The organism is Kurthia sp. 11kri321 (genome assembly GCF_001534765.1).
GTDB classification, from domain to species: Bacteria; Bacillota; Bacilli; order Bacillales_A; family Planococcaceae; genus Kurthia; species Kurthia gibsonii.
In genome coordinates this window covers 2,463,371-2,486,230 of sequence record NZ_CP013217.1, presented here as the reverse complement: position 1 = coordinate 2,486,230, position 22,860 = coordinate 2,463,371, and the positions used below count along the sequence as shown (strand labels likewise).

20 protein-coding genes are annotated in these 22,860 nt (G+C 38.6%); 17 read left to right on the top strand and 3 right to left on the bottom strand.

All coding sequences use genetic code 11. The features are described 5' to 3' along the window. The first annotated feature begins 199 nt into the window (after window positions 1–199). Genes ASO14_RS12425 through fabZ form a run of 5 tightly spaced genes read left to right on the top strand, consistent with a single transcriptional unit; the run spans window position 200 to window position 3,680 of the window. On the top strand, window positions 200–1,192 hold the full coding sequence (locus tag ASO14_RS12425) for a rod shape-determining protein (RefSeq protein ID WP_068455840.1): 993 nt from the start codon (window positions 200–202) through the stop codon (window positions 1,190–1,192). A gap of 51 nt (window positions 1,193–1,243) precedes the next feature. After that, complete coding sequence (locus ASO14_RS12420; RefSeq protein ID WP_068457562.1) at window positions 1,244–2,083, top strand: flagellar hook-basal body protein; 840 nt, start codon at window positions 1,244–1,246, stop codon at window positions 2,081–2,083. A 12-nt stretch (window positions 2,084–2,095) separates the two neighbouring features. Continuing rightward, window positions 2,096–2,926: a flagellar hook-basal body protein gene (locus ASO14_RS12415; protein ID WP_068455837.1), complete on the top strand. Its 831-nt coding sequence runs from the start codon at window positions 2,096–2,098 to the stop codon at window positions 2,924–2,926. Window positions 2,927–2,950: 24 nt separating this feature from the next. Further along, window positions 2,951–3,235, top strand: a complete 285-nt coding sequence (locus ASO14_RS12410) for a DNA-directed RNA polymerase subunit beta (RefSeq protein WP_068455834.1) — start codon at window positions 2,951–2,953, stop codon at window positions 3,233–3,235. Window positions 3,236–3,245: 10 nt separating this feature from the next. Then, window positions 3,246–3,680: a 3-hydroxyacyl-ACP dehydratase FabZ gene (gene fabZ / locus ASO14_RS12405; RefSeq protein ID WP_068455831.1), complete on the top strand. Its 435-nt coding sequence runs from the start codon at window positions 3,246–3,248 to the stop codon at window positions 3,678–3,680. Between the two features lie 623 nt (window positions 3,681–4,303). Here fabZ and ASO14_RS12395 read toward each other — a convergent pair. Beyond that, window positions 4,304–4,735, bottom strand: a complete 432-nt coding sequence (locus ASO14_RS12395; protein ID WP_325921864.1) for a YwpF family protein — start codon at window positions 4,733–4,735, stop codon at window positions 4,304–4,306. 191 nt (window positions 4,736–4,926) lie between these two features. Here ASO14_RS12395 and ASO14_RS12390 point away from each other — a divergent pair, with 191 nt between their 5' ends. Next, entirely contained in the window at window positions 4,927–5,316 is a 390-nt protein-coding gene (locus ASO14_RS12390) for a single-stranded DNA-binding protein (protein WP_082701481.1), read from the top strand. Window positions 5,317–5,429: 113 nt separating this feature from the next. Here ASO14_RS12390 and ASO14_RS12385 read toward each other — a convergent pair whose 3' ends face one another. Next, window positions 5,430–8,189, bottom strand: coding sequence for a DEAD/DEAH box helicase (locus tag ASO14_RS12385; RefSeq protein ID WP_068455822.1), 2,760 nt, complete (start codon window positions 8,187–8,189; stop codon window positions 5,430–5,432). Continuing rightward, window positions 8,186–9,766 (bottom strand): hypothetical protein, encoded by a 1,581-nt coding sequence (locus ASO14_RS12380; RefSeq protein WP_068455820.1) that lies wholly within the window; start codon window positions 9,764–9,766, stop codon window positions 8,186–8,188. The genes ASO14_RS12385 and ASO14_RS12380 overlap by 4 nt, the downstream gene beginning before the upstream one ends. A 226-nt stretch (window positions 9,767–9,992) precedes the next feature. On the opposite strand from ASO14_RS12380, the gene ASO14_RS12375 reads away from it, so the two are divergent. From ASO14_RS12375 to ASO14_RS12325, 11 genes are all read left to right on the top strand, one after another. Beyond that, complete coding sequence (locus tag ASO14_RS12375; protein WP_068455817.1) at window positions 9,993–10,448, top strand: transcriptional regulator; 456 nt, start codon at window positions 9,993–9,995, stop codon at window positions 10,446–10,448. A gap of 850 nt (window positions 10,449–11,298) precedes the next feature. Continuing rightward, window positions 11,299–12,141, top strand: coding sequence for a flagellin N-terminal helical domain-containing protein (locus tag ASO14_RS12370; protein WP_068457559.1), 843 nt, complete (start codon window positions 11,299–11,301; stop codon window positions 12,139–12,141). 156 nt (window positions 12,142–12,297) lie between these two features. Continuing rightward, window positions 12,298–13,131, top strand: a complete 834-nt coding sequence (locus tag ASO14_RS12365) for a transporter substrate-binding domain-containing protein (protein ID WP_068455814.1) — start codon at window positions 12,298–12,300, stop codon at window positions 13,129–13,131. An 80-nt stretch (window positions 13,132–13,211) separates the two neighbouring features. Beyond that, complete coding sequence (locus ASO14_RS12360) at window positions 13,212–13,880, top strand: amino acid ABC transporter permease (protein ID WP_068455811.1); 669 nt, start codon at window positions 13,212–13,214, stop codon at window positions 13,878–13,880. Between the two features lie 16 nt (window positions 13,881–13,896). Continuing rightward, window positions 13,897–14,625 (top strand): amino acid ABC transporter ATP-binding protein, encoded by a 729-nt coding sequence (locus ASO14_RS12355; protein ID WP_068455808.1) that lies wholly within the window; start codon window positions 13,897–13,899, stop codon window positions 14,623–14,625. Between the two features lie 1,015 nt (window positions 14,626–15,640). Further along, window positions 15,641–16,798: an aminotransferase class I/II-fold pyridoxal phosphate-dependent enzyme gene (locus tag ASO14_RS12350; RefSeq protein ID WP_068455805.1), complete on the top strand. Its 1,158-nt coding sequence runs from the start codon at window positions 15,641–15,643 to the stop codon at window positions 16,796–16,798. Between the two features lie 65 nt (window positions 16,799–16,863). Further along, entirely contained in the window at window positions 16,864–17,577 is a 714-nt protein-coding gene (locus tag ASO14_RS12345) for an IspD/TarI family cytidylyltransferase (RefSeq protein ID WP_068455802.1), read from the top strand. After that, window positions 17,577–18,602, top strand: coding sequence for a ribitol-5-phosphate dehydrogenase (locus tag ASO14_RS12340; protein WP_068455799.1), 1,026 nt, complete (start codon window positions 17,577–17,579; stop codon window positions 18,600–18,602). The genes ASO14_RS12345 and ASO14_RS12340 overlap by 1 nt, the downstream gene beginning before the upstream one ends. Window position 18,603: 1 nt before the next feature. Beyond that, window positions 18,604–19,728 (top strand): CDP-glycerol glycerophosphotransferase family protein, encoded by a 1,125-nt coding sequence (locus tag ASO14_RS12335; protein ID WP_082701480.1) that lies wholly within the window; start codon window positions 18,604–18,606, stop codon window positions 19,726–19,728. A gap of 10 nt (window positions 19,729–19,738) precedes the next feature. Then, entirely contained in the window at window positions 19,739–20,902 is a 1,164-nt protein-coding gene (locus ASO14_RS12330; protein WP_068455793.1) for a CDP-glycerol glycerophosphotransferase family protein, read from the top strand. Between the two features lie 15 nt (window positions 20,903–20,917). Beyond that, window positions 20,918–22,450: a glycosyltransferase gene (locus ASO14_RS12325; protein WP_068455789.1), complete on the top strand. Its 1,533-nt coding sequence runs from the start codon at window positions 20,918–20,920 to the stop codon at window positions 22,448–22,450. The last annotated feature ends 410 nt before the right edge of the window (window positions 22,451–22,860 follow it).

Below are 22,860 nucleotides of genomic sequence, written 5' to 3'. Positions count from 1 at the left end.
GAAAAATGGACTTTTTATATTTAAATAAAAAGATCGCCTTAATTAATTTATAAGAGCCTTAATTAATTTATAAGAGCCTTAATTAATTTATAAGAGCCTTAATTAATTTATAAGAGCCTTAATGTAATTAATAGACAGCTATGATAAAATAGTACCTAATAATAGGAAAAAATAAGATAAACTGAGAGGGGCACTCATGATGTTTTCAAAAGACGTAGGCATTGATTTAGGTACGGCGAACGTCCTCATATATTTAAAAGGAAAAGGGGTTATTTTAAACGAACCTTCTGTTGTAGCGATTGATCGAAATACGAAAAAGGTACTAGCTGTTGGGGAAGAAGCGCGTCAAATGATTGGACGTACTCCAGAAAATATTGTTGCGATTCGACCATTAAAAGACGGTGTCATTCATGATTTCGATATTACGGAAGCCATGTTAAAATACTTCATTCAAAAATTAAAATTAAGAGGATTTATGTCGAAGCCACGTGTGCTTGTGTGTTGTCCTTCCAATATTACACCAGTAGAGCAAAAAGCGATTCGTGATGCGGTAGTTCGTGCAGGTGGTGGTGAAGTCTATTTAGAAGAAGAACCAAAAGTAGCTGCGATTGGAGCAGGCATGGATATCTTCCAACCTTCAGGTAATATGGTCATCGACATCGGTGGCGGTACGACGGATGTAGCAGTTCTATCCATGGGTGAAGTTGTCACAGCACAGTCACTACGTGTAGCAGGTGATCAATTTGATCAAGATATTGCGGCTTACATAAAAAAGAAGTATAAATTATTAGTAGGAGAACGTACAGCAGAGTCCTTAAAAATGTCAATTGGGTCCATGATATTAGCAGATAAAAATGATACAATGGACATTCGAGGACGCGATATGGTGACAGGTTTACCAAAAGTGATTTCTTTTACTTCTGAGGAGCTGTTAGAAGCAATCTCAGATTCTATTGAGATGATTATTAAAGCTGCAAAGAATGTGCTTGAAAAAACACCACCAGAGCTTTCAGCGGATATTATTGATCGTGGAATTATGCTGACGGGTGGTGGCGCATTAATTAGTGGTTTAGACCGTCGTTTAACAGAAGAATTATTGGTGCCAGTATATGTAGCTGAAAACCCAATGGATTGTGTCGTTCTTGGAACAGGTATGATTTTAGATAACCTAAATAACATTTCAAAAAAGTAACTTTTAGCCGATAAATAGATTAGTGAATTTTTTAAGAAGGGATGAATGCTTGTGTTTAGAGGATTTTATACAGCAGCTACAGGTATGATTGCGCAGCAACGTCGTACAGAGATGCTTTCAAATAACATTGCCAATGCGAATACACCAGGATATAAAGCGGACCAATCGACGATTCGATCATTTCCAAATATGCTGATGTCTAGTATTCAAAAAACGGGGGCAGCCTCGCTTCAGAACGGCTTTAATCCTAGTAATATGCAGCAAATCGGTGATTTAGGAACAGGCGTTTATATGCAAGAAACATTGCCGAACTTTTTGCAGGGTTCGATTGTGGAAACAGAGAGTAATACGGATGTGGCACTATTAGATGGAGATTTACCAGTGAATCCACAGACGGGTAAACAAGGAGCAGTATTCTTTAAAGTGCAAACAGCCGATAATCGTCAAGCTTATACACGTAACGGTAACTTTACAATTGATGGGCAGGGCTTTTTAACAACTGCACGCGGTGAATATGTACTTGATGAAAACAACAACCGTATTGCGTTACAAAATAACGAATTTACGTTGAAGTCAACTGGTGAGATTACTGTAGATGGACAGCAAGTAGGGCGTTTAGGTGTTGCATATTCTAATCAACCAGATGCACTTGAAAAACAAGAGAACGGTTTATACTTTACTGCAAACAATCAAGATTTACCGAATGCATATAATGCAAATGGTGTTACATTTACGATGCAGCAAGGATTTACAGAGAGTTCAAATGTCGACTCAGCACAGACGATGACAACGATGATGGAAGCGTACCGTGTCTTTGAAGCGAATCAAAAAGTTTTGCAAGCTTATGACCGTAGTATGGATAAAGCAGTAAATGAAATCGGTAAGGTATAGGAGGATTTTTAAATGTTACGCACAATGCTAACAGCAACAAATACAATGTCGCAACTACAACAAAAACTCGATACTGTATCAAGTAATATTGCGAATAGCAATACGGTAGGTTATAAAGCACGTAATGCGACATTTGGTGAAATGTTGTATCAACAATTTAATAATGACACAGGAGACCGCGCACCACGTCAATCACCAGCTGGTATTCGAATCGGTGTAGGTGCTCAAATTGCGCAAACAAAATTAAATACGAAAGTCGGAAATGTTACACAGACGAATCGTAAATTAGACTTTGCTCTAACGAAAGAGAATCAATATTTCACTTTTTTATCCCCTTCTTCTGATCGACTTGTATTATCGCGTCAAGGGAATTTTTACTTATCGCCGAATGCGAATGGCAGTACGAGTTTAGTGAATTCGGATGGTTATGACGTAGCAGATTCAAATGGACGTTCAATTCGATTCGATAAAGATGTATCAGACATTACTGTAACACCAGATGGTACAATGAACGTAACATTTGCAGATGGTAGTCGAGAAAATGTAGAGCTTGGGATTGCACAAGTAAGTAAACCCAACTTGTTAAAACAAGATGAAGATAAATACTTACGTTATTCAGATGATATCGCAGCGCAATATCCAAATGAAGGTGATATTGCAAACTTGATTGTTGGTAATGATCGTGCGCAAATTTCAGTTGAAGGTGGCGCATTGGAATCTTCTAATGTAGACTTATCTAAAGAAATGTCTGAGTTAATTAATACACAGCGTTCTTATCAAATGAATGCACGTACTATTACAATGGCTGACCAAATGTTAGGTCTTATTAATGGTATGCGTTAATAAACACTAGAAGGAGAACAATCGATGGAAGATAGACGAGCTGAAAAGAAGGTAACGCCTACGGTATCAAGACAGGCGCGTAAAGAGCAACAAGAGATAGTAGAGGAACTTTCGAGTAAAAGTTACGCGAAAAAATCTATTAAATTTATGCTATTACGCTTATTAGTAATCATCGTACTCCTATTCATCGCAACCTTCGTTGGGTTAATGATTGGTTATGGCGTAATTGGCGATGGTGATATGTTAGATGTATTTAAACCATCGACATGGACGCATGTATTCGATATTATGGATGGTACAGAGAAATAGGAGGATTTATATGTTAACAGCGAATCAAATTCAAGAAATTTTACCACACCGTTATCCATTTTTATTAGTGGATCGCATTACAGAATTAGAAGTAGGAAAGCGCGCGAAAGGCTTCAAAAACGTAACAGTGAATGAAGAATTCTTCCAAGGGCATTTCCCTGGCTATTCCGTTATGCCAGGTGTATTAATCATTGAAGCAATGGCACAAGTAGGTGGCGTAGCACTATTAAGTTCAGATGATTTTAAAGGTCGTATCGTATTCTTAACAGGTGTCGATAACGCACGCTTTAAACGCCAAGTAATCCCAGGAGACGTACTAACAATGGAAGTAGAATTTGTGAAGTTACGTGGCACAATGGGTAAAGGTCATGGTCGAGTGACTGTTGGCGATGAGTTAGTATGTGAAGCAGACATCCTATTTGCAATTGGACCAAAAGCTGAATAAATGATGTATGTAAGAACCGCTGAGATGCGGTTCTTTTTTTGTGCGTGAGAGTATTCCACTTTCGATTGTCGAAATTCCCTTTCGATTGTCGGAATTCCCTTTCGTGTGTGAAAAAGTCCCTTTCAAAAGTCGAGAATCCCTTTCATGTGTGAAGTAGTCCCATTCAAAAGTTGAGAATCCCTTTCGTGTGTGAAAAAGTCCCATTCAAAAGTTGAGAATCCCTTTCGCATGTGAAAAAGTCCCTTTCAAAAGTTGAGATTCCCTTTCGCGTGTGAAAAAGTCCCATTCAAAAGTCGAGATTCCCTTTCGCGTGTGAAAAAGTCCCTTTCCAAAGTCGAAATTCCCTTTCGCGTATGAAAAAGTCCCTTTCAAAAGTCGAGATTCCCTTTCGCATATGAAGTAGTCCCTTTCCAAAGTCGAGATTCCCTTTCGCGCGCAGAAAAGTCCCTTTCAAAAGTCGAGATTCCCTTTCGCGCGCAGAAAAGTCCCTTTCCAAAGTCGAAATTCCCTTTCGCGTATGAAAAAGTCCCATTCGACAGTCGAAATTCCCTTTCATAAAATTAGTAGTCCATTTTATAAAAAAACACCCCTATCTCATTTAGAGTAGGAGTGTTCTTACTATATTAAGGTTGAAGGCGTGGACGTGTCATCATGTCGGAACGGAATCGTGCTAACAGTTCGTCACCTGTTAAACCTTCTTCGACTAATTTATCGAGTAGTTGCTCGGCATATTGGCGACGATGTGTTTTGAGTGTTCCTTTCATGAGGATGGATACTTCATTTTCAAAGTACTTAATACCTTGAACGAGTACACGAAATCCTGCAGGTTCATTATCAGGATATGAAATAACCGCACGTACCTCAATCACTTCATCTGTATCTATAAGTGGTAGAAAATCTTCTGCATATTTGTGATCAACGTACATCTCGAGAATCCAAGTATGATGGCTATTTTCTTGGTTGATGATAATACCATCAATGAGTGGATAGGAAATAAATGTGTCTTCTTTAAAGCGTTCAATTGACAGCATTTTGAATGTTTTCAGATGAACCACCTACCTTTTTTTAATGTTATAAGTATAACATATGAAAACATGCCGTATTCATAACTTGCATGTAATAATTGCTCGATTCGTGTCTATTTTTTGAAAATATTATGTTGAACCATATAGGAAATACGAAAACGCCGTTTTGCGTAAAATCTCGGCATCCTTTAGTATAGCGGTAATAGAAGGGGGGTGAAATATTGAATAACGTTTCAATTGTTGGGAGATTAACGAAAGCACCAGAAGTAAGGACAGTAGCAGACGGTAAAAGTGTCGGGCGTTTTACACTTGCGGTCAATCGGAATTTTAAAAATCAGCAAGGAGAGAACGACGTCGATTTTATTCTTTGTACAGCATGGGGGAAGTTAGCTGAACACATGGTGAAATATTGTGGCAAAGGATCACAAGTCGGGGTAATCGGACGATTGCAGTCGCGTAACTACACGAATGATGAAGGAAAGAGAATTTATATTACAGATGTGCTAGCTTTAGAAGTGCGATTTTTACAATTGAAAAATCCAGAACCAACTGTAAAAGTAGAGGATTTTCAATTACCAGCTGCTTTTACAGCGCAACAACCAATGCAATAGTGAGGGCTCTATGAGGGAGTATGTAGGCGAAAGAGAGAGCTGGGGGGCTCTTTCTTTCCATTTATACATAAGAAAAGAAGGAACCACACCTTCATGCGATTCCTTCTCTCTATTTAAAATGAAAAACTCAGTAAATCTTTAATTTGCGTATCATCAAGTTCTGTAATCCATTGACTTGATTGGATGAGTTCTTCCGATAAAGCTTGTTTTTCTGTTAATAAGGCATCAATTTTTTCTTCAATCGTACCTGTTGTAATAAATTTATGCACATGGACAAATTGTGTCTGTCCAATACGGTATGCGCGGTCTGTTGCTTGATTTTCGACTGCTGGATTCCACCAACGGTCTGCATGTAATACATGATTCGCTGCAGTTAAGTTTAACCCTGTACCGCCAGCTTTTAATGACAGAATGAAAATCGGGAATTCACCTTTTTGGAATGATTCAACGAAATAATCGCGCTGTTGTTTTGGCATACTTCCTGTTAAGAATGGTACATCCACGTCGTATAATTCCGAGAAGCAATGCTGCAGTAAATGGCCCATACCAATATACTGTGTGAAAATCAGACATTGTTCACCGTTATCAATAATTTCAGCACCTTTTGACACGATATGTTTCAACTTTTCAGAGCGTTTTATCATCGTAGGTGCTTCATCGAATGCCTCTTTTAAATATAATGCAGGATGGTTACATAACTGCTTTAATTTATTCAGCATTTTCAAAATTAACCCTTTACGTTCAAAACCACTCAATGTCTCAATTTTATGCAATGTCTCTTGAATAAAGCTCTCGTATAATACTGCCTGTTCTTCCGTCAAAGCACAGTATTCACGCTGCTCTAGCTTCTCAGGTAAATTTAGCTGAAGTGCAGGGTCTTGTTTTGTACGACGCAGTAGGAATGGTTGAATCTTTTTGCGAAGCCTCTCTTTGACATCATTTGAGTCATCACGCTCAATCGGCGCAATAAACGACTCTTGGAATCGAGAGAAGCTGCCCAAGTAACTGCGGTAAATGAAATCAAAAATCGCCCATAGTTCAGATAGACGATTCTCAACAGGTGTACCTGTTAAGGCGATATGATGTGAACCATTCAAACGACGAATCGCTTTCGATTGCTTCGTATTCATATTTTTAATATTTTGCGCCTCATCCAGCGTAATATTCGTAAAATGAAGCAGTGATAGTTCCTCAATATCCTGTGTTACCGTACCATACGTTGTTAAGATGATTTGGATTCCATTGTCTTGTAAGTAATCTGTAAATTGCTCACCTTTTAAACGTTTCGCACCGTAGTGTAAATACGTCGTCAGTGAAGGCGCAAATCGCTCAATCTCTTTTTGCCAGTTTCCAAGTACGGAAGTCGGACAAATAATAATCGTCGGCTCTGTCGGTTGTTCTTCTTCATAGACGCGCAGTAGATAAGAGATTAACTGAATCGTTTTACCAAGTCCCATGTCATCTGCAAGTACAGCCCCAAATCCTTGTTCACGCATGAATGATAACCAGTTGTAACCTTCTTGCTGATAAGGGCGCAATGTTGCTTGTAGAGAAGGGGATACCGGTAAATCAGGAAGTCCTTGTTTCTCCATCATTTTCTGCACGTAGTCCTTTAAAGATGCTTGAAGTTCGAGCTGCAACATCGGATCATCGCGGTCGTCATCATCATCTAGTTCTAGCGGGATGTCGAGTGAACTGGATAACTCTTGGAATAATAAATCTTTCACCGTCCAGTTCTCTGTTTCAGTTTGACTCATCAAGCGCTGAATTTCTTGCATCCATGCTGCATCTACACGCACCCATTCTGTACCTGCACGAATAAATTCACGCTGGTCTTCTACCATACGTTTGAATTCGTCCATCGGAATATCGTGACCATTCAATGAGACCTTCCAATCGAATGTTAGAATCTCTTGCAGACCAGCAGCAGATTTGAAGTTCGATGAAGTACTTGCATTGGCACGTACTTTGAACTTAGACTCTTTTAATTCTTTCAACCAAGCAGGTAAGACAATTTCAAACCCAAGTGCTTGTAAACGAACGAAGTCACCACGTAAAAATTGGCGCACATCCGTATCCGTTAAATTCACACATAGGAATGGCTCATCTGGAATTCCTACCATATAAGGTTGGTCACCTAAAAGATGCATCATTTGCTGTTGTAGTTGATGAATCGAAGCAGCATAATCCGCCCACTTTGCTGGTAAGACATGTTCAATCTTTAAGTGTCTTTTACGTACAGGTGGTGTCCAATAAGTTGTTTTTGTTGTCGGACGAAGAACCGTTTCAAGTTGCCACAGTTGTTCGCCTTCCTCTGGTTCACGTAATCGAAGTCCAATCATGACTTCATCATCAATTTGTTTTTCGCGAATTGGCCAACCGCCATTACGGAAAAATGGTACAAGTGCAGGTAAATCGTCTTCTGTTAAAGCAGCTTCTGTGAGTGTCATCTGAAGTGCTTGCAGAAGTAAATCTTTTGCATCTTGTGAGATGGGAAGGTGGAATGATACTTGCTCGTCTATTTCAACATGTTGCCATAAGTCTTTTTTAAACCAGTAATCAGCGGCTTCTTGTACTGTTTTGAGAAATTGCTCGTCCTGTTCATTTAGTCCCTTATACTGAACAAATGGATGACGATAATAAGACGAAAATAATTCAATTAATTCGAGTGTCGTTAAAAAGACTTGTTCATTTTTAGTTGTAATCGCTAATCCGAAAAAGCTTTTTTCGTGTTTATAGTAAAGTTGTGTCACCCATTCTTCTAAACGAAGCGGGCGACCAACATTTGCATCATATCCTGTAAGATGAAACTGTCCATTCGGTAATGTATCAATAGAAAGGCCGATTGTTTTTGTAAAAGCTGTTGTTGTCATAGCATCAGATTTCCTTTCTCAATTTCTTCTTGCAATGCACGCATACGCTTATAGTTTTGGCGAACGGTTGTGACATATTGATTCCAAAATTCATGTTTTCCACTTTTCTTCGCGACTGCCTTCATTTTTTTCATAAGGCGAACAGCAGACTTATAGTGTTGACGTGATTTTTGATTAATCTCTTCCATAATTAATGAGTGGTAGAGTGATAAAAGAACCGATGGACGTTCTTCTACAACCGTCTTCAAACCACAAATCTCTAAAAAAGCGAGAGAAGTTGGGTAGAGTTGGTGTAGCGCAGACCAATCATCGAAGCGCTTCTTTCGAATTAAAAACTGAGAATAAGGCTGCAAACCATATTTTCCATACGCTGCAAACAATGTTTCTTCTAATTCTTCCGATAGCTCTACACCCTGTCTTTCTTCATCAAAGCGTTTAACAAAAGACATGCGATGAGGTGGCGCAAGATATTCCTGAATAAATGTACCCATAAATGGAATGATTGTTTCGATAATTTTTTTGCGAACAGCTTCTTGTTGATTCAAACCAGCTGTTCTAGCCAATTCAATCCATGATAGTAAATCTTTTGCTTCAATTTCATCTAAATAGGGTTGAAGTGCTTCTGTTTGGTCGAGCATTACTAAAAATATGGATTTCATATATGGAATAGATAGGTCATCTTCATATTGACGAGCAGTTGATAACTTTTCAAGTTCAACTTCACGATCTCTTTTATTCGTAAAAATATGATTCCATATTAATAGGTAGATTTCGATACGATTTTCGACATACCCGCCTTGATTTAATAGGAAGTAATGACTCATCTCTTTTAGTGAATTATAGAAAGGATCAAATGCAAACAGACGTGACTTTTTCGACATTGCCAGCACATTCACTTCAAGACGTTCAATTTCATCTTGAATAAAGCGACGATAAAAACTTTGTGCTGCTTCCGTATTAGCAAGTGATAGATGTTTCCACGTATGCGATAGTAATGCAACATGTGTAAATACATCAAAAAGTGGCTGCCATTCACGTTCTAAAGGACGCTGTTTACGAATTTGTTCCATCATGTCATTAAAAATACCATCGAGCAGATAGGGATTCATCTGTTGTTGATGATATAAGTTTCTTTTATAAACATTTTGTACAAAACGCAACCAATTTTCAGGCGTTCGTTCTTCTTTAAATAAGGTCATTTGTTCTTGTTGTGCACGAGAACGGAATTGCTCCAACCAATTTGATAAAGAGTCAATGTATTGGTAGAGGGCAAAAAGCGCCGCAACACGATGGCGGCATAGGCTTTCTTTCATAGCGCATGAGCAGTTAAGTGAATGGTCTTTCAAATTTAATGTTACCGTAGCGAGACTTGCATCTTGGACTACAAAAAGGGCTTTATGCAATTTGTAATCATAATCAATGATTTTGACGTAGTTATGACGTACAAGAAAAGCTGCACGGCGCACTAATTCTTCCGACTCTTGTTTTGTAGGGGGCAACATTTTTGAAATTTGCCCCATATACTTTCGAATTATATCTTCTTCTGCTTTTGCAATTTCTGCAATATTCATGTTCATTCATCATCCGCTCCCGAAAAAAATCGTTCTTTCTATTATATCGCTTTTAAGGACGAACGTGAATGAATAAAGAAAAAAACTTTATGTATTTAAAAGTGTTGTTGTAACAACTGTCACAGTTGATTCCCATAATAAGGTTGGTTTGTTTCAAAAAGAATGGTGGTAAAGTTCTACGCAAAGACATTAATATTCAGACATCTTAAGCTTTATTACAGGAGGGGTGAACATGTTAAAAATCAGAAGAATTGAACCTTTCTACACCAAGAGAGATGGCGACCATTTAAAACTCGTATTTGCGTATCAATACTTTTCGATTTTAAAAGATGATGAGCTATTCCATTTCATACCTGTTGAAGGAAAAGAAATCATCATCAATCTACAAACATTGCAAATCGAAAATTTATCCGATGTCTTTGTATTCCAAAAAAGCAGTCGTTTTATTCGTTTACCGCTATATCAACTACTACTTGTATCAAACATTCATGATCATTTGCAAAAGATTCTAGAAGACTTAGAACTAAGCACTGAAACTAAAAGAGCTCAAAATAATATCAATGAAGAAACAGCTCAACTTGTAAGTGAAATGGAAGATATGAATAGATTACGGATGATTGATTATGCTTTAGATCATAAGGATCAACAAATGTTTGAACAGCTAATGGATGATGGCAATGGAACCTAATACAATCGAGATGAAACGACAATTTAGAAGACAAGGGAGTGACTCACTTACATGAGAACACTCCTTTTTTTGCGTTTAAAAATGGAGAGGATATGTGTCACTAAGGAGTTTGATTCGAGACATTCACTCCGCCAAATAGAACATTCGAACTCAAAAACGGGACACTCGCCCCCAAAACCTAAATTGCTCCCTCATCGCACCTTCTTCAAGGCATTTGAGTAATCAAAGGGAACTTGAATTGACTAGATTTTTGTGAAATCGAACATTCGAGTGGCGAAACGGGCCATTCGTCGAAGTAGTTGGGTCACTCGCCGTTTGATTCGGGACATTCACTCCGCTAAATGGAACATTCGAACTCAAAAATGGGACACTCGCCCCCAAAACCTAAATTGCTCCCTTTCTGCACCTTCTTCAAGGCATTTGAGTAATCAAAGAGAACTTGAATTAACTATTCTTGTGTGAATTCGAACATTCGCGCATCAAAACGGGATACTCGCTGAGGGGTTTGGGTCACTCGCCACCGAAGTTAGGCACTCATCCCAAAACTATTCAAAATTCTATGTAGTGCTTGCTGTACGAATAGAATTCATTCATACGCCGCGCAAGCACTCAATTGGCGAGCCACCATTTCATAAAAAATAGAAAAATTGCGACACATAGAACGACAAGACTAAAAATTAAGGTCACGCGATCATATACATCCGATTTCCGTTTTTTACGCTCGGTCATACGATGAATTCACTCCCATCCCGTACTATTTAGTATTTATCCCATATAAATCTGCGTTAAACTTTACAAAAACTGTTTATTTTCCGATAATTGCTATAAGAGTGAGAAGGAGGTGTTTCAAATAATCGGCAAATGGTATGCGCAAGGATTATCGATTTGGCGTTCGATGAATACGCAATTCAATGCGGCGAACAAGGCGCTTGAGAGAATTGCGACGGGGTATCGAATCAATCGAGCAGCAGATGATCCAGCAGGACTTGCAATTTCAGAGAAGATGCGCGCGCAAATTAGTGGTTTGAATCAAGCAGGGAAAAATATTCAAGATGGTATGTCTATGCTTCAAACAGCAGAAGGTGCTTTAAACGAAACACACGCCATTCTTCAACGGATGCGAGATTTAGCTGTTCAGTCTGCGAGTGATACGCTGACAGATGACGACCGCGCATTAATTCAAACGGAATATGAGGAACTCAAAAAAGAGATTCAACGTATTTCAAAAGATACACAATTTAATCAAAAGAATTTGATTAATGGAGATTACAAAGATCAGCCTTTTAAAATTCAGGCTGGTGCAAATGCAGGACAGACGATTGATTTGTATTTAGGGGATGCAAGTCTATCTGGGATGGGACTGCCAGATACGTCGTCCATTGGCACAAGGGAAGATGCGGAGAAAGCGATTTCAGAAGTAGATGATGCGATTAATCAAGTGTCGAAACAGCGCTCTAAGTTGGGTGCGTATATGAATCGCCTAGAACATGCTTATAATGTCACGATGAATACGCATGAAAATTTAGTTTCAGCAGAGTCACGTATTCGAGATGCGGATATTGCAAAAGAGATGATGAATTTCACAAAGGCATCGATTTTACAGCAAGCTGCACAGTATGCGATGGCGATGCACATGCAACAAGGACAATCTATTCTACAATTATTAAAACCAGTACCTATAATGAATAAATAATGAAGTCATATGCATAAAATATTCATTATAAATGTATAATTGGCTATTTTAATGAATTTATATGAATAAATATTAATTTTACATCTAGACAGTTGCATAAAAATGAAATATAATTCATATATAAACAAAATAAATCAAACCAAAGGGGTTTTGAATATGAAAAAATGGTTAATCGCAATGGTGGCAATCGTCATGGTTGTACTTGCAGGATGTGGAGCAAAGGATGATTCATCAAAAGATGGTGGTAGTAACGATGATTCAACAATTTCAAAAGTAGAAAAAGATAAAAAGTTAATCATTGGTACGAATGCAGGTTACTACCCATTCGAAATGATTGATAAAGACGGCAAAATGGTTGGTTACGATATTGATGTAGCAACAGCACTAGCAAAATCAATGGGTGCAACAGTTGAAGTGAAGCAATTCGGCTTTGACGCACTAATCCCAGCTTTACAAACAGGTAAAATTGATATGATTTTTGCAGGTATGACCATTACAAAAGAACGTGAAAATGCTGTAAGCTTTGCGGATGCATATTATGAAACAGGTCAAGGCGTTATGGTAAAAAGCGATAGCAAAATTAAAGATTTAAAAGAAGTAGATGAAAAAGGTAAAACAGTCGTTGTTCAAATCGGTACAACAGGTTCAATCGTAGCGAAAAAAGAACTGAAGAATGCGGAAATTAAAGAATACGAAGATTTCCCATCAGCAGCGCTTGCAGTACAACAAGGTCAAGCAGATGCACTTGTATATGATGAGCCAGCGATTAAAGTATATGCACTACAAAACGAAGGTAAAGTAAAAGCTTTAGACGGCTTACTTGCAACAGATAAATTAGGAATCGCGATTAAAAAAGGCGATGAGAAAACAGTAAAATACGTGAATGACTTCTTAAAAGAATATTTAGGTTCTAAAGAGGAAGAAGAAACGAAGAAAAAATGGTTTGAAGATAGCAACTGGTTAAACCAAGTAGAAAGCCCAAAACAATAATAGAATCGTTCTGATTTTATTAGACAGAGAGAGGGAAACCTCTTTTTTGTCATTTCAAGCGGTATTTAGGAGGAGTATATATGTTTAATAACTACGAGTTCGATTGGAGCGTCATCCCTGATAATATCGACGTCTTCCTCGAAGGGGCTTTACTAACACTAGAAATTTCAGCAATCTCCCTGTTGCTTAGCTTACCAATTGGTATCATCTTCGGTTTTGGTCGTATTTCACGTAATATCGGTGTTCGTTTGATTGCAAGCACGTATGTTGAAATCATGCGTGGCGTGCCATTACTTGTACTATTAATGTTCGTGTACTTCGGTCTAGGTGCGATTTTCGGTCTTAGCTCATATTGGAGTGCGATTGTCAGTTTAGCGGTATTTGAAGGGGCATTCTTAGCAGAAATTTTCCGTTCAGGTATTCAATCTGTACCAAAAGGACAGATGGAAGCAGCACGTTCATCGGGTATGTCGAATTTTCAAGCGATGCGTTATATTATTTTACCGCAAGCCATTCGTCGTACATTACCACCAGCAGCGTCTCAATTTATTATGTTAATTAAAGATTCGTCGTTAGTGTCGGTTATTGCAGGTGTTGACTTAACATTAAAAGCGAAAAACCTTGTATCGAGTTCGTTTCGTGCACTAGAGATATGGGCATTCGTTGCGGTGATTTACTTCATCATGACATTCTCATTATCGTTACTCATTCGCTATTTTGAAAAACGCATGTTAAAGAACGAGCAGTAAGAGGGGGCTAACGCAGATGATTTCAATTAAAAATGTTAATAAAAGTTTCGGTACACATCATGTATTAACGGACATCTCATTAGAAGTACCAAAATCCAATGTCATCGCATTGATTGGTCCTTCTGGTGCGGGGAAGTCTACACTCATTCGTACAATTAATGCACTTGAGCCGATTGATTCAGGTGAGATTATTGTAAATGGTATTTCGATTCACGATAAAAAGACGAATATTAATAAAGCGCGTACGAATATTGGTTTCGTATTCCAAAGCTTTAATCTATATCCGTTCTTAAGTGTTTTAGATAACGTAACGATTTCACCAATTAAGGTGAAAAAACAGTCAAAAGAACAAGCTGAAAAGCGAGCAGTCGAATTATTAACGTCACTTGGGCTAGGAGATAAAGTACATGCTTTCCCTGGGCGTTTATCAGGTGGACAACAGCAGCGTGTTGCTATTGCGCGTGCGCTTGCGATGGATCCAGAAGTCATGCTATTTGACGAACCAACATCAGCACTCGACCCAGAGATGGTAAAAGAGGTACTCGATGCGATTCGTAAACTTGCACATGAAGGTATGACGATGGTCGTTGTAACACATGAAATGGGCTTCGCAAAAGAAATTTGTGATGAGATTGTTTTCATGGCAGAAGGAAAAATCGTCGAAGTCGCACCACCGAGCGAATTCTTCTCGAACCCGAAAACAGAACGCGCACAAAACTTCTTAAAAGCAGTATTAAATCATTAATATTTGTAGGGCACGACGTAGATGCGTCGTGCTTTTTTTGTGGAGAACGAATCTGGAGCGAGTGGCCCATTTTCGCCTTCGAATGTCCCGTTTGACGGGTGAATGGCCCGAAACGAGGTGCGAGTGACCCAGTTTCTTCAGCGAGTGACCCAAAATACGGGTCGAATGCTCGAATTCACACTAACATAAACAATTCAAGTCCCTTTGAATTACTCAAAAGCCTTGAAGAAAGTGCAAAGAGGGAGCAACTTAGGTCTTGAAGCGTGTGGCCTATTTTCGCCCTCGGATCAGTCCCTTTCAGAGAGTGAGATTCCCTTTCACGCGTGGATCAGTCCCTTTCGGCGAGCAGGATTCCCTTTCGCGCGCGGATCAGTCCCTTTCGGAGGCGTGGATTCCCTTTCGCGCGCGGATCAGTCCCTTTCGGAGGCGAGGATTCCCTTTCGCGCGCGAGTTTGTCCCTTTCGAAGGCGAGGATTCTCTTTCGCGCGCGAGTTTGTCCCTTTCGGAGGCGAGGATTCTCTTTCGCGCGCGAGTTTGTCCCTTTCGGAGGCGAGGATTCCCTTTCGCGCGCGAGTTTGTCCCTTTCGGAGGCGAGGATTCCCTTTCACGCGTGGATCAGTCCCTTTCGGCGAGCAGGATTCCCTTTCGCGCGCGGGTCAGTCCCTTTCGGAGGCGTGGATTCCCTTTCGCGCGCGGATCAGTCCCTTTCGGAGGCGTGGATTCCCTTTCGCGCGCGGATCAGTCCCTTTCGGAGGCGAGGATTCCCTTTCGCGCGCGAGTTTGTCCCTTTCGGAGGCGTAGATTCCCTTTCACGCGCGAGTTTGTCCCTTTCGCGCGTGGATCAGTCCCTTTCAACAAAATTCGACACTCATTCATCCACGCCCCTAATATTAAATCTATGTAAAAATCACCTAAAAAATAACAAAAAAGCATGATGTTAACGTATGATATTTATAGAGAAAAGGCGTATAATATGGCTACTAATAAATGTATATTTGAAAGAAGGATTTTACCCATGGCGTTAGATATGAATTCACGCATTACCAACTTAGAAATTTCAGGCATTCGTCGTTTTGCCAATCAATTAGCAAATTATCCAGAAGCACTCAATTTGACGATTGGTCAACCCGATTTTCATGCTCCAGAGGTAGTAAAAGAAGCAGCAGCACAGGCGATTTTGCAAGATCGTACGGGCTATTCAAGCAATGCAGGATTACTAGAGCTTCGTGAAGTAGTAGCAGCATTTTTCAAAGAGAAGTATCAGTGTTCATATAATCCAAAAACGGAAGTAATGGTGACGAATGGAGCAAGTCAAGCGCTCGATGCCGTATTACGTACGATTTTATTACCTGGTGATGAATTGATTGTGCCAGCACCGATGTATGCAGGTTACGTTCCTGTGATTGAGAGTGTAGGAGCAAAAGTAGTCTATTTAGATACAACAGATACGCATTTTCAGCCATCACTCGAGCGTTTAAAAGCATGTGTGACATCAAAAACAAAAGCGATTTTATTTAACTATCCGACAAATCCGACAGGTGCTACATTAAGTCATGATGTGATGGATGAGATTGTTGACTATTTAAAAGATCAACAGCTTTATATTATTTCAGATGAAATTTATAGTGAAAATACATTTGACCATGCACATCGCTCATTTGGTTCATATCCAGAAATAAAAGATCGTCTTTTCTTAATTCATGGGTTATCAAAATCACATGCGATGACAGGATATCGAATTGGTTTCATCATGGGGCATGAACATCTCATTCAACAGACATTAAAAGTGTCAGCCTTCAACATCTTATGTGCAGCTGTTCCAAGTCAGTATGGAGCTATTGCGGCACTAACAATAGCTAAAGATGCACCAGAAGTGATGAATGTATCCTATCGTCAACGTCGCGATTATGTGTATGAACGATTAATCAAAATGGGAATTGAAGTACAAAAGCCAGAAGGTGCATTTTATATTTTCCCATCGATTCAGCAGTTCGGTATGACATCTGAAGAATTTGCGACACGCTTAATGATTGAAGGCGGCGTGGGCGTTGTGCCGGGTTCTGCGTTTTCAAAATTGGGAGAAGGGTATGTAAGGATTACGTATGCTTATGCGATGGAAACGCTTGTTGAAGCGATGAATCGCATGGAACAATTCATTCAAACACTCAAGTAGCCTTGTGCTACATACATAATTGGATGTTCCGAGCATATGAAAACAATGAATAAGGGGTTGTTATAGTGATTTATGCAGGAATTTTAGCAGGCGGTAAAGGGACACGAATGGGGAATGTTCCGATGCCTAAACAGTTTTTGTCGTTACAAAATAAACCGATTATTATTCATACAGTTGAAAAATTTGTTCTAAATCCACGAATCCAAAAGATTTTTATCGCCGTGCCACGTGATTGGGTACAACATACGCGAGATTTACTAAAAAAGTATGGACTTTCAATCCCACGAATTGAAGTAGTAAGTGGTGGACGTGATCGAAATGATACAATTATGAAAGTTATTGATGCCATTGAAAAAAATGCAGGAGTTCAAACAGATGATATTTTAATTACTCATGATGCGGTGCGTCCATTTTTGACGCATCGTATTATTGAGCAAAATATTGAAAAAGGGTTAGAAGTAGGAGCAGTTGATACTGTGATTAATGCGATTGATACGATTGTTGCATCAGAGGATGGTGAATTTATTTCGGATATTCCGAGACGCGATTTTATGTATCAAGGTCAAACGCCACAAACATTTAATATAGCCGAGTTACGTGAGCTATATCAAGCACTAAGCGATGATGAAAAAGAAATTTTAACCGACGCAGCCAAAATTTTCGTTATGAAAGGTAAGAAAGTGGGAATCGTTAAAGGAGAGACGTTTAATATCAAAGTAACGACACCTTACGATTTAAACGTAGCAAACTCAATTTTGAAAGGGAGTTTGGATAAATAATGATTAATCAAATTTATCGACTCGTATCTGCTAGACAATTTGAGTTAAGTTACAAAGACCGTTCCTTACAAGGCGAGGAAATCATTGTGCGTCCGACACATCTATCCATTTGTGCAGCCGACCAGCGTTATTACACAGGTCGACGTGGCGCAAAAGCGATGCGTCAAAAGTTACCAATGGCGCTAATACATGAAGGAATTGGTGAAGTAGCATATGACCCAAAACACGAAATTCCAGTAGGTACGCGTGTTGTGATGGTGCCAAATACACCAACAGAAGATGATCCTTATGTCGCTGAAAACTATTTACGTTCAAGCCGCTTCCGTTCAAGTGGGTATGATGGCTTTATGCAAGATTATGTCTTTTTAAAGCGTGACCGCATTGTTCCGTTACCTGAACATGTTTGCCCAAACGTCGCATCTTTTACAGAATTAGTTACAATTACAACACATGCTCTCAGTCGTTTCGAACAGAAGGCGATTAAGCGTCGTGGACATTTTGGTGTTTGGGGGGATGGTAATTTAGGTTATATTACTTGTTTGATTTTAAAGTACATGTATCCAGATTGCCATGTAACGATTTTCGGGAAAACGCAATATAAACTAGATCATTTTACATTTGTGGATGAGGCTATTTTTATTAATGAAATTCCAGAGAATTACGAAATCGATCATGCGATTGAATGTGCAGGTGGTAAAGGAAGCCAGTATGCGATTGATCAAATGATTGATATTATTAAGCCAGAAGGTGCAATTTGCTTACTTGGTGTGAGTGAATTTCCTGTAGAAATTAATACACGTATGGTACTTGAAAAGGGCTTAACATTGATTGGTAGCAGTCGAAGTGGCTCACTCGATTTTCAACGTACTGTAAATCTGTATAAAAAGTATCCTGAAATTCCTGAATATTTATCAACACTTGTAGGTAATGTCACAAGAGTGGAGTCTGTGCAAGATATTACACGCGCTTTTGAAGAAGATTTATCACGATCTTGGGGCAAAAGTGTGATGGAATGGAAGATCTAATATGTCGATAAAATATACTATTTTAAAATGGTATAAACAAATAGTGAATAGTTATTATCAACTCATCACGCTCTTTTCGCCTATTCGAAAAGAGAAAGTGGTGTTCTTTCTCTATAGAGGTTCAAAATTAGAAGGTAATCTACAAATGGTTTTTGAAGAATTAAAAAAACAATTTCCATCAAAAGAAATCTATATTCAAACATCTGCTAAAAAAGTAGGTCTCACTATTTTAAAAGATTTATGGTTAATACGCGATGCAGAAACCATATTGATTGATGATTATTTTTTAGCCGGATATCTTGTTACGCCGAGAAAAGGTACACGCATTATTCAACTTTGGCATGCTACAGGCGCGTTTAAAAAATTTGGACTTAGCACACGTAATACGCAGTTTGGACCTTCGGAAAAGTATCTTGAAATATTACCAATTCACCAACATTATACCGCTGCATATGTCTCAACTGATATTTCCGCCAAATATTTTTCCGAAGCTTTTGGTATGTCGCCTACACAAATTTTTGCGATGGGTTCGCCGCGTGCAGAACAGTTAATGTGCCATGTTGCGCCACCGCCTGTTAAATTTTCGCATCAAAAGAAAAATATGACGAAAATTTTAATTGCACCTACGTATCGAGCAGGTAAAGTTCACCAAGAATCATTACTTAGATGGACAGATGAAGTCCAAGAAATAGTGAAGCAATTACCGAAAAATACACTACTTATTATCGTATTACACCCATATGAAAATACACGGGATTGGACACCTTTAATGAATCACCCACAAATATATGTGGATCTACAATCGAGTGCAAATGCTTGGATGCCACATGTAGATGCTTTTATTACAGATTATTCTTCTGCTATTTTTGAATTTGCTTTATTTGAAAAACCGCTAGCGCACTATATTCCAGACTTAGAGGAATATACAAAAAATAGAGGTTTCTATCGTCCAATCAAAGAAATCACAGATGGTGACTTGTTGCATAGTCGTAAGCAATTAATCGAATGGATTAATCAACGCCATCAGCATGAGCATTTAAATACAGAGCGTATGGTACGCGAAAATATTGGTGTTGTATCGGGAGTTACGGAAAAAATTGTTCAACACATCTTTGAACCGAAGTGAGGGAAGTTACATGGCGAAAAAATTGACGTTCAAGCAAAAAGTTGATCGGCGATTTAAAAAAGAAGTCTTTCAGACGCTTTATAAAATGTTTTCATTACTACCAATTAACAAAAATCGCATTTCGATTTTATCAGACAGTCGTAAAACAATGAGTGATAACTTCCAATTCGTTTACGATGAGTTGCAAAGAAAGAAAAATTATAGTTACTACTTTTTATTAAAGCCATCCGTTAAAACACGCAAACGCTATATTGAAATTATTCAATTAGCGTATAATTTAGCGCGCTCAAAAGTTATTTTACTCGATGATTTTTATCCGATGATTTATCCATTGAAAATTCGAAAAGGTGCCGATTTAATTCAAATCTGGCATGCGGTAGGTGCTTTTAAAACATTTGGCTTTAGTCGAATTGGTAAACCAGGTGGCCCAAAACCTGATTCGAATGCGCATCGCAATTATACAAAGGCGATTGTTAGCTCGAAATACGTAGCTCCTTTCTATGCGGAAGGCTTTGGCATCGATGAATCCTGTGTTGTTGCAACAGGAGTACCAAGAACCGACGTCTTTTTTGACGAATCTTATAAACAGCAAAAAACAAAAGAAGTTTATGAAAAATACCCACAGTTTATTGGGAAGCGCGTAGCTTTATATGCACCGACCTTCAGAGGAAATGGTCAATCAAGTGCTAAGTTTCCAAAAGAACAACTTGATTTAGACCAGATTTATGAAGGACTGGGTGAAGAAGATGTCTTTATTATTAAAATGCATCCATTTGTTAAAAAGAAAATCTCAATTCCAGAAGCATATCGGGATAAAATTTTTGATTTAACAAAATACCCAAGTGTTAATAATCTATTATTTATTACAGATGTACTCATTACAGATTATTCATCTGTTTGTTTTGAATATGCTTTATTAAATAAACCGATGATTTTTTATTGTTTTGATTTAGAAGAATATATTTCAGCACGTGATTTTTATGTCCCATATGAAGAGTTTACACCTGGAGAGATCGTTCGAGATACCGATCAAATGGTGCGTGTACTACAAAATCAATTTAATCATCCACATGTTGACTACAAAGATTTCACAGATAAATTTTTTGATGATTTAGATGGAAAATCAACAGAACGTGTCGCTGATTTAGTTATATCTTGTATGGAACGAAAATAGGAGGGAACAAAATTAATGAAAAGAAAAATTTTTATGGCTGTGAATGATGTCAACATCAATAAAGGCGGTATTAATAGCGTGATGTTTTCACGTACGCATTTATTCGATAATGATAAATATAGTACAGCACTTGTCACATTGGATGACAAAACAAACTATCCTGAAATTGAAAAACAGCTGAAATATGAAGGACGCATTGCAGAAACATCAGAAGTTATTAATATTTTTGAATACTATCGTAATAAATTTACCCGTGGTGAAGTGAATGAAGAAATACGTGCACAGTATGAGCGTAATTTACAACGAGAAGAAGAAGGTTACCATTACCAACTAGATGGTAAAGTAGCACGCTATTTCGATAATGGTCGCTATGTAAAGTATAAGCGATGGGATGACGAAGGACGTTTACGCGTTGTCGATTATTTCTCAGAAATACGTGTACGCATTGAACGCGAAATTTATCATATTGACGGTTATTTACTACAAAAAGAAACATATCACCCATCTAACAATAAAGTAACGCAAATTCATTATTATACAAAAGAAGGTTTTTGCTACTTATCACGCTGGTTTAATCATAATACAGGTAAGCCGCAGCGAATTGTATTATTTAGCCCAGATCGCCAAGAAGCAAAAGTATTCCCTTCTAACTTAGAATTTCATGCGAGTTTTTTAGAGGAATTATGTGATTTAGAAGAAGTAAAACCAATCATTATTTGTGATGGACCGGGCACAAGTCCGAAAGTACAACACATTCCAGCTGAAAAAGCGATTCGCATTTATACAATCCATACGAATCATTTATTAGAACCATATACAATCGGTAGTGAAGTAAAACCGGATATCAAACATGTACTTAATAATAAAGATGAAGATGCACCAATCGTTGTTTTAACAAATCGTCAAAAAATTGATATCGAGACACAATTCTCAGATCGAAAATGGAATATCCATGTTATTTCGAATGTAGCAGAAAGTGAACTACAAGTGACGAAAAAACATCTAAATCGCGTTGTGACAATCAGTCGTTATAACTCAGAGAAGCGTCTTGATTTATTAATCCAAGCATTCAAAAAAACAGTAGAAGTAGTACCAGATGCCGAGTTACATATTTACGGTGATGGTCCACAAAAAGATGCTTTGAAAAAATTAATTGCTGACTTAAAATTACGTAAATCAGTAAAACTACTACCTTATACAAACGATGTTTTCACAAAATTAAGCGAAGGCTTATTCACAGTCATCACATCAATTTACGAAGGACAAAGTTTAGTTATTTTAGAAGCGATGACACAAAAAGTACCAGCAATCAGCTTCAAAGTGAACTACCTTGTACGTGAATTAACAGATGGCACAACAGGAAAAGTTGTACCAAACGGTGACATCGATGCATTGGCAGAAGCGATGACAGACTGGTTATACACACCAGAAAAAGCTCTAGAAGTAGGCGAACATGCATACCAAGTCGTCAATGAAAAATATACACGCGAACGCCAATACCAAGAATGGGATGAACTATTCGAACAAGAAATCGCTAAACAAAACTAATATGTGAAAAAGCGCTCATGGATGTGAGTGCTTTTTGTTTGGGGTGAATTTTTGATTATGAAAGGGACAAACTCGCGCGCGAAAGGGAATCTTGGCATTTGAAAGGGAATCGGCGCCGTTGAAAGGGACAAAACCGCGCGCGAAAGGGAATCCCCGCCGTTGAAAGGGACAAAACCGCGCGCGAAAGGGAATCGGCGCCACTGAAAGGGACAAAACCGCGCGCGAAAGGGAATCCCCGCCGTTGAAAGGGACAAAACCGCGCGCGAAAGGGAATCGGCGCCACTGAAAGGGACAAATCCGCGCGCGAAAGGGAATCTTGGTATTTGAAAGGGACAAATGGTCGCGCGAAAGGGAAACGGTGCCGTCGAAAGGGACAAAACCGCGCGCGAAAGGGAATCTTGGCATTTGAA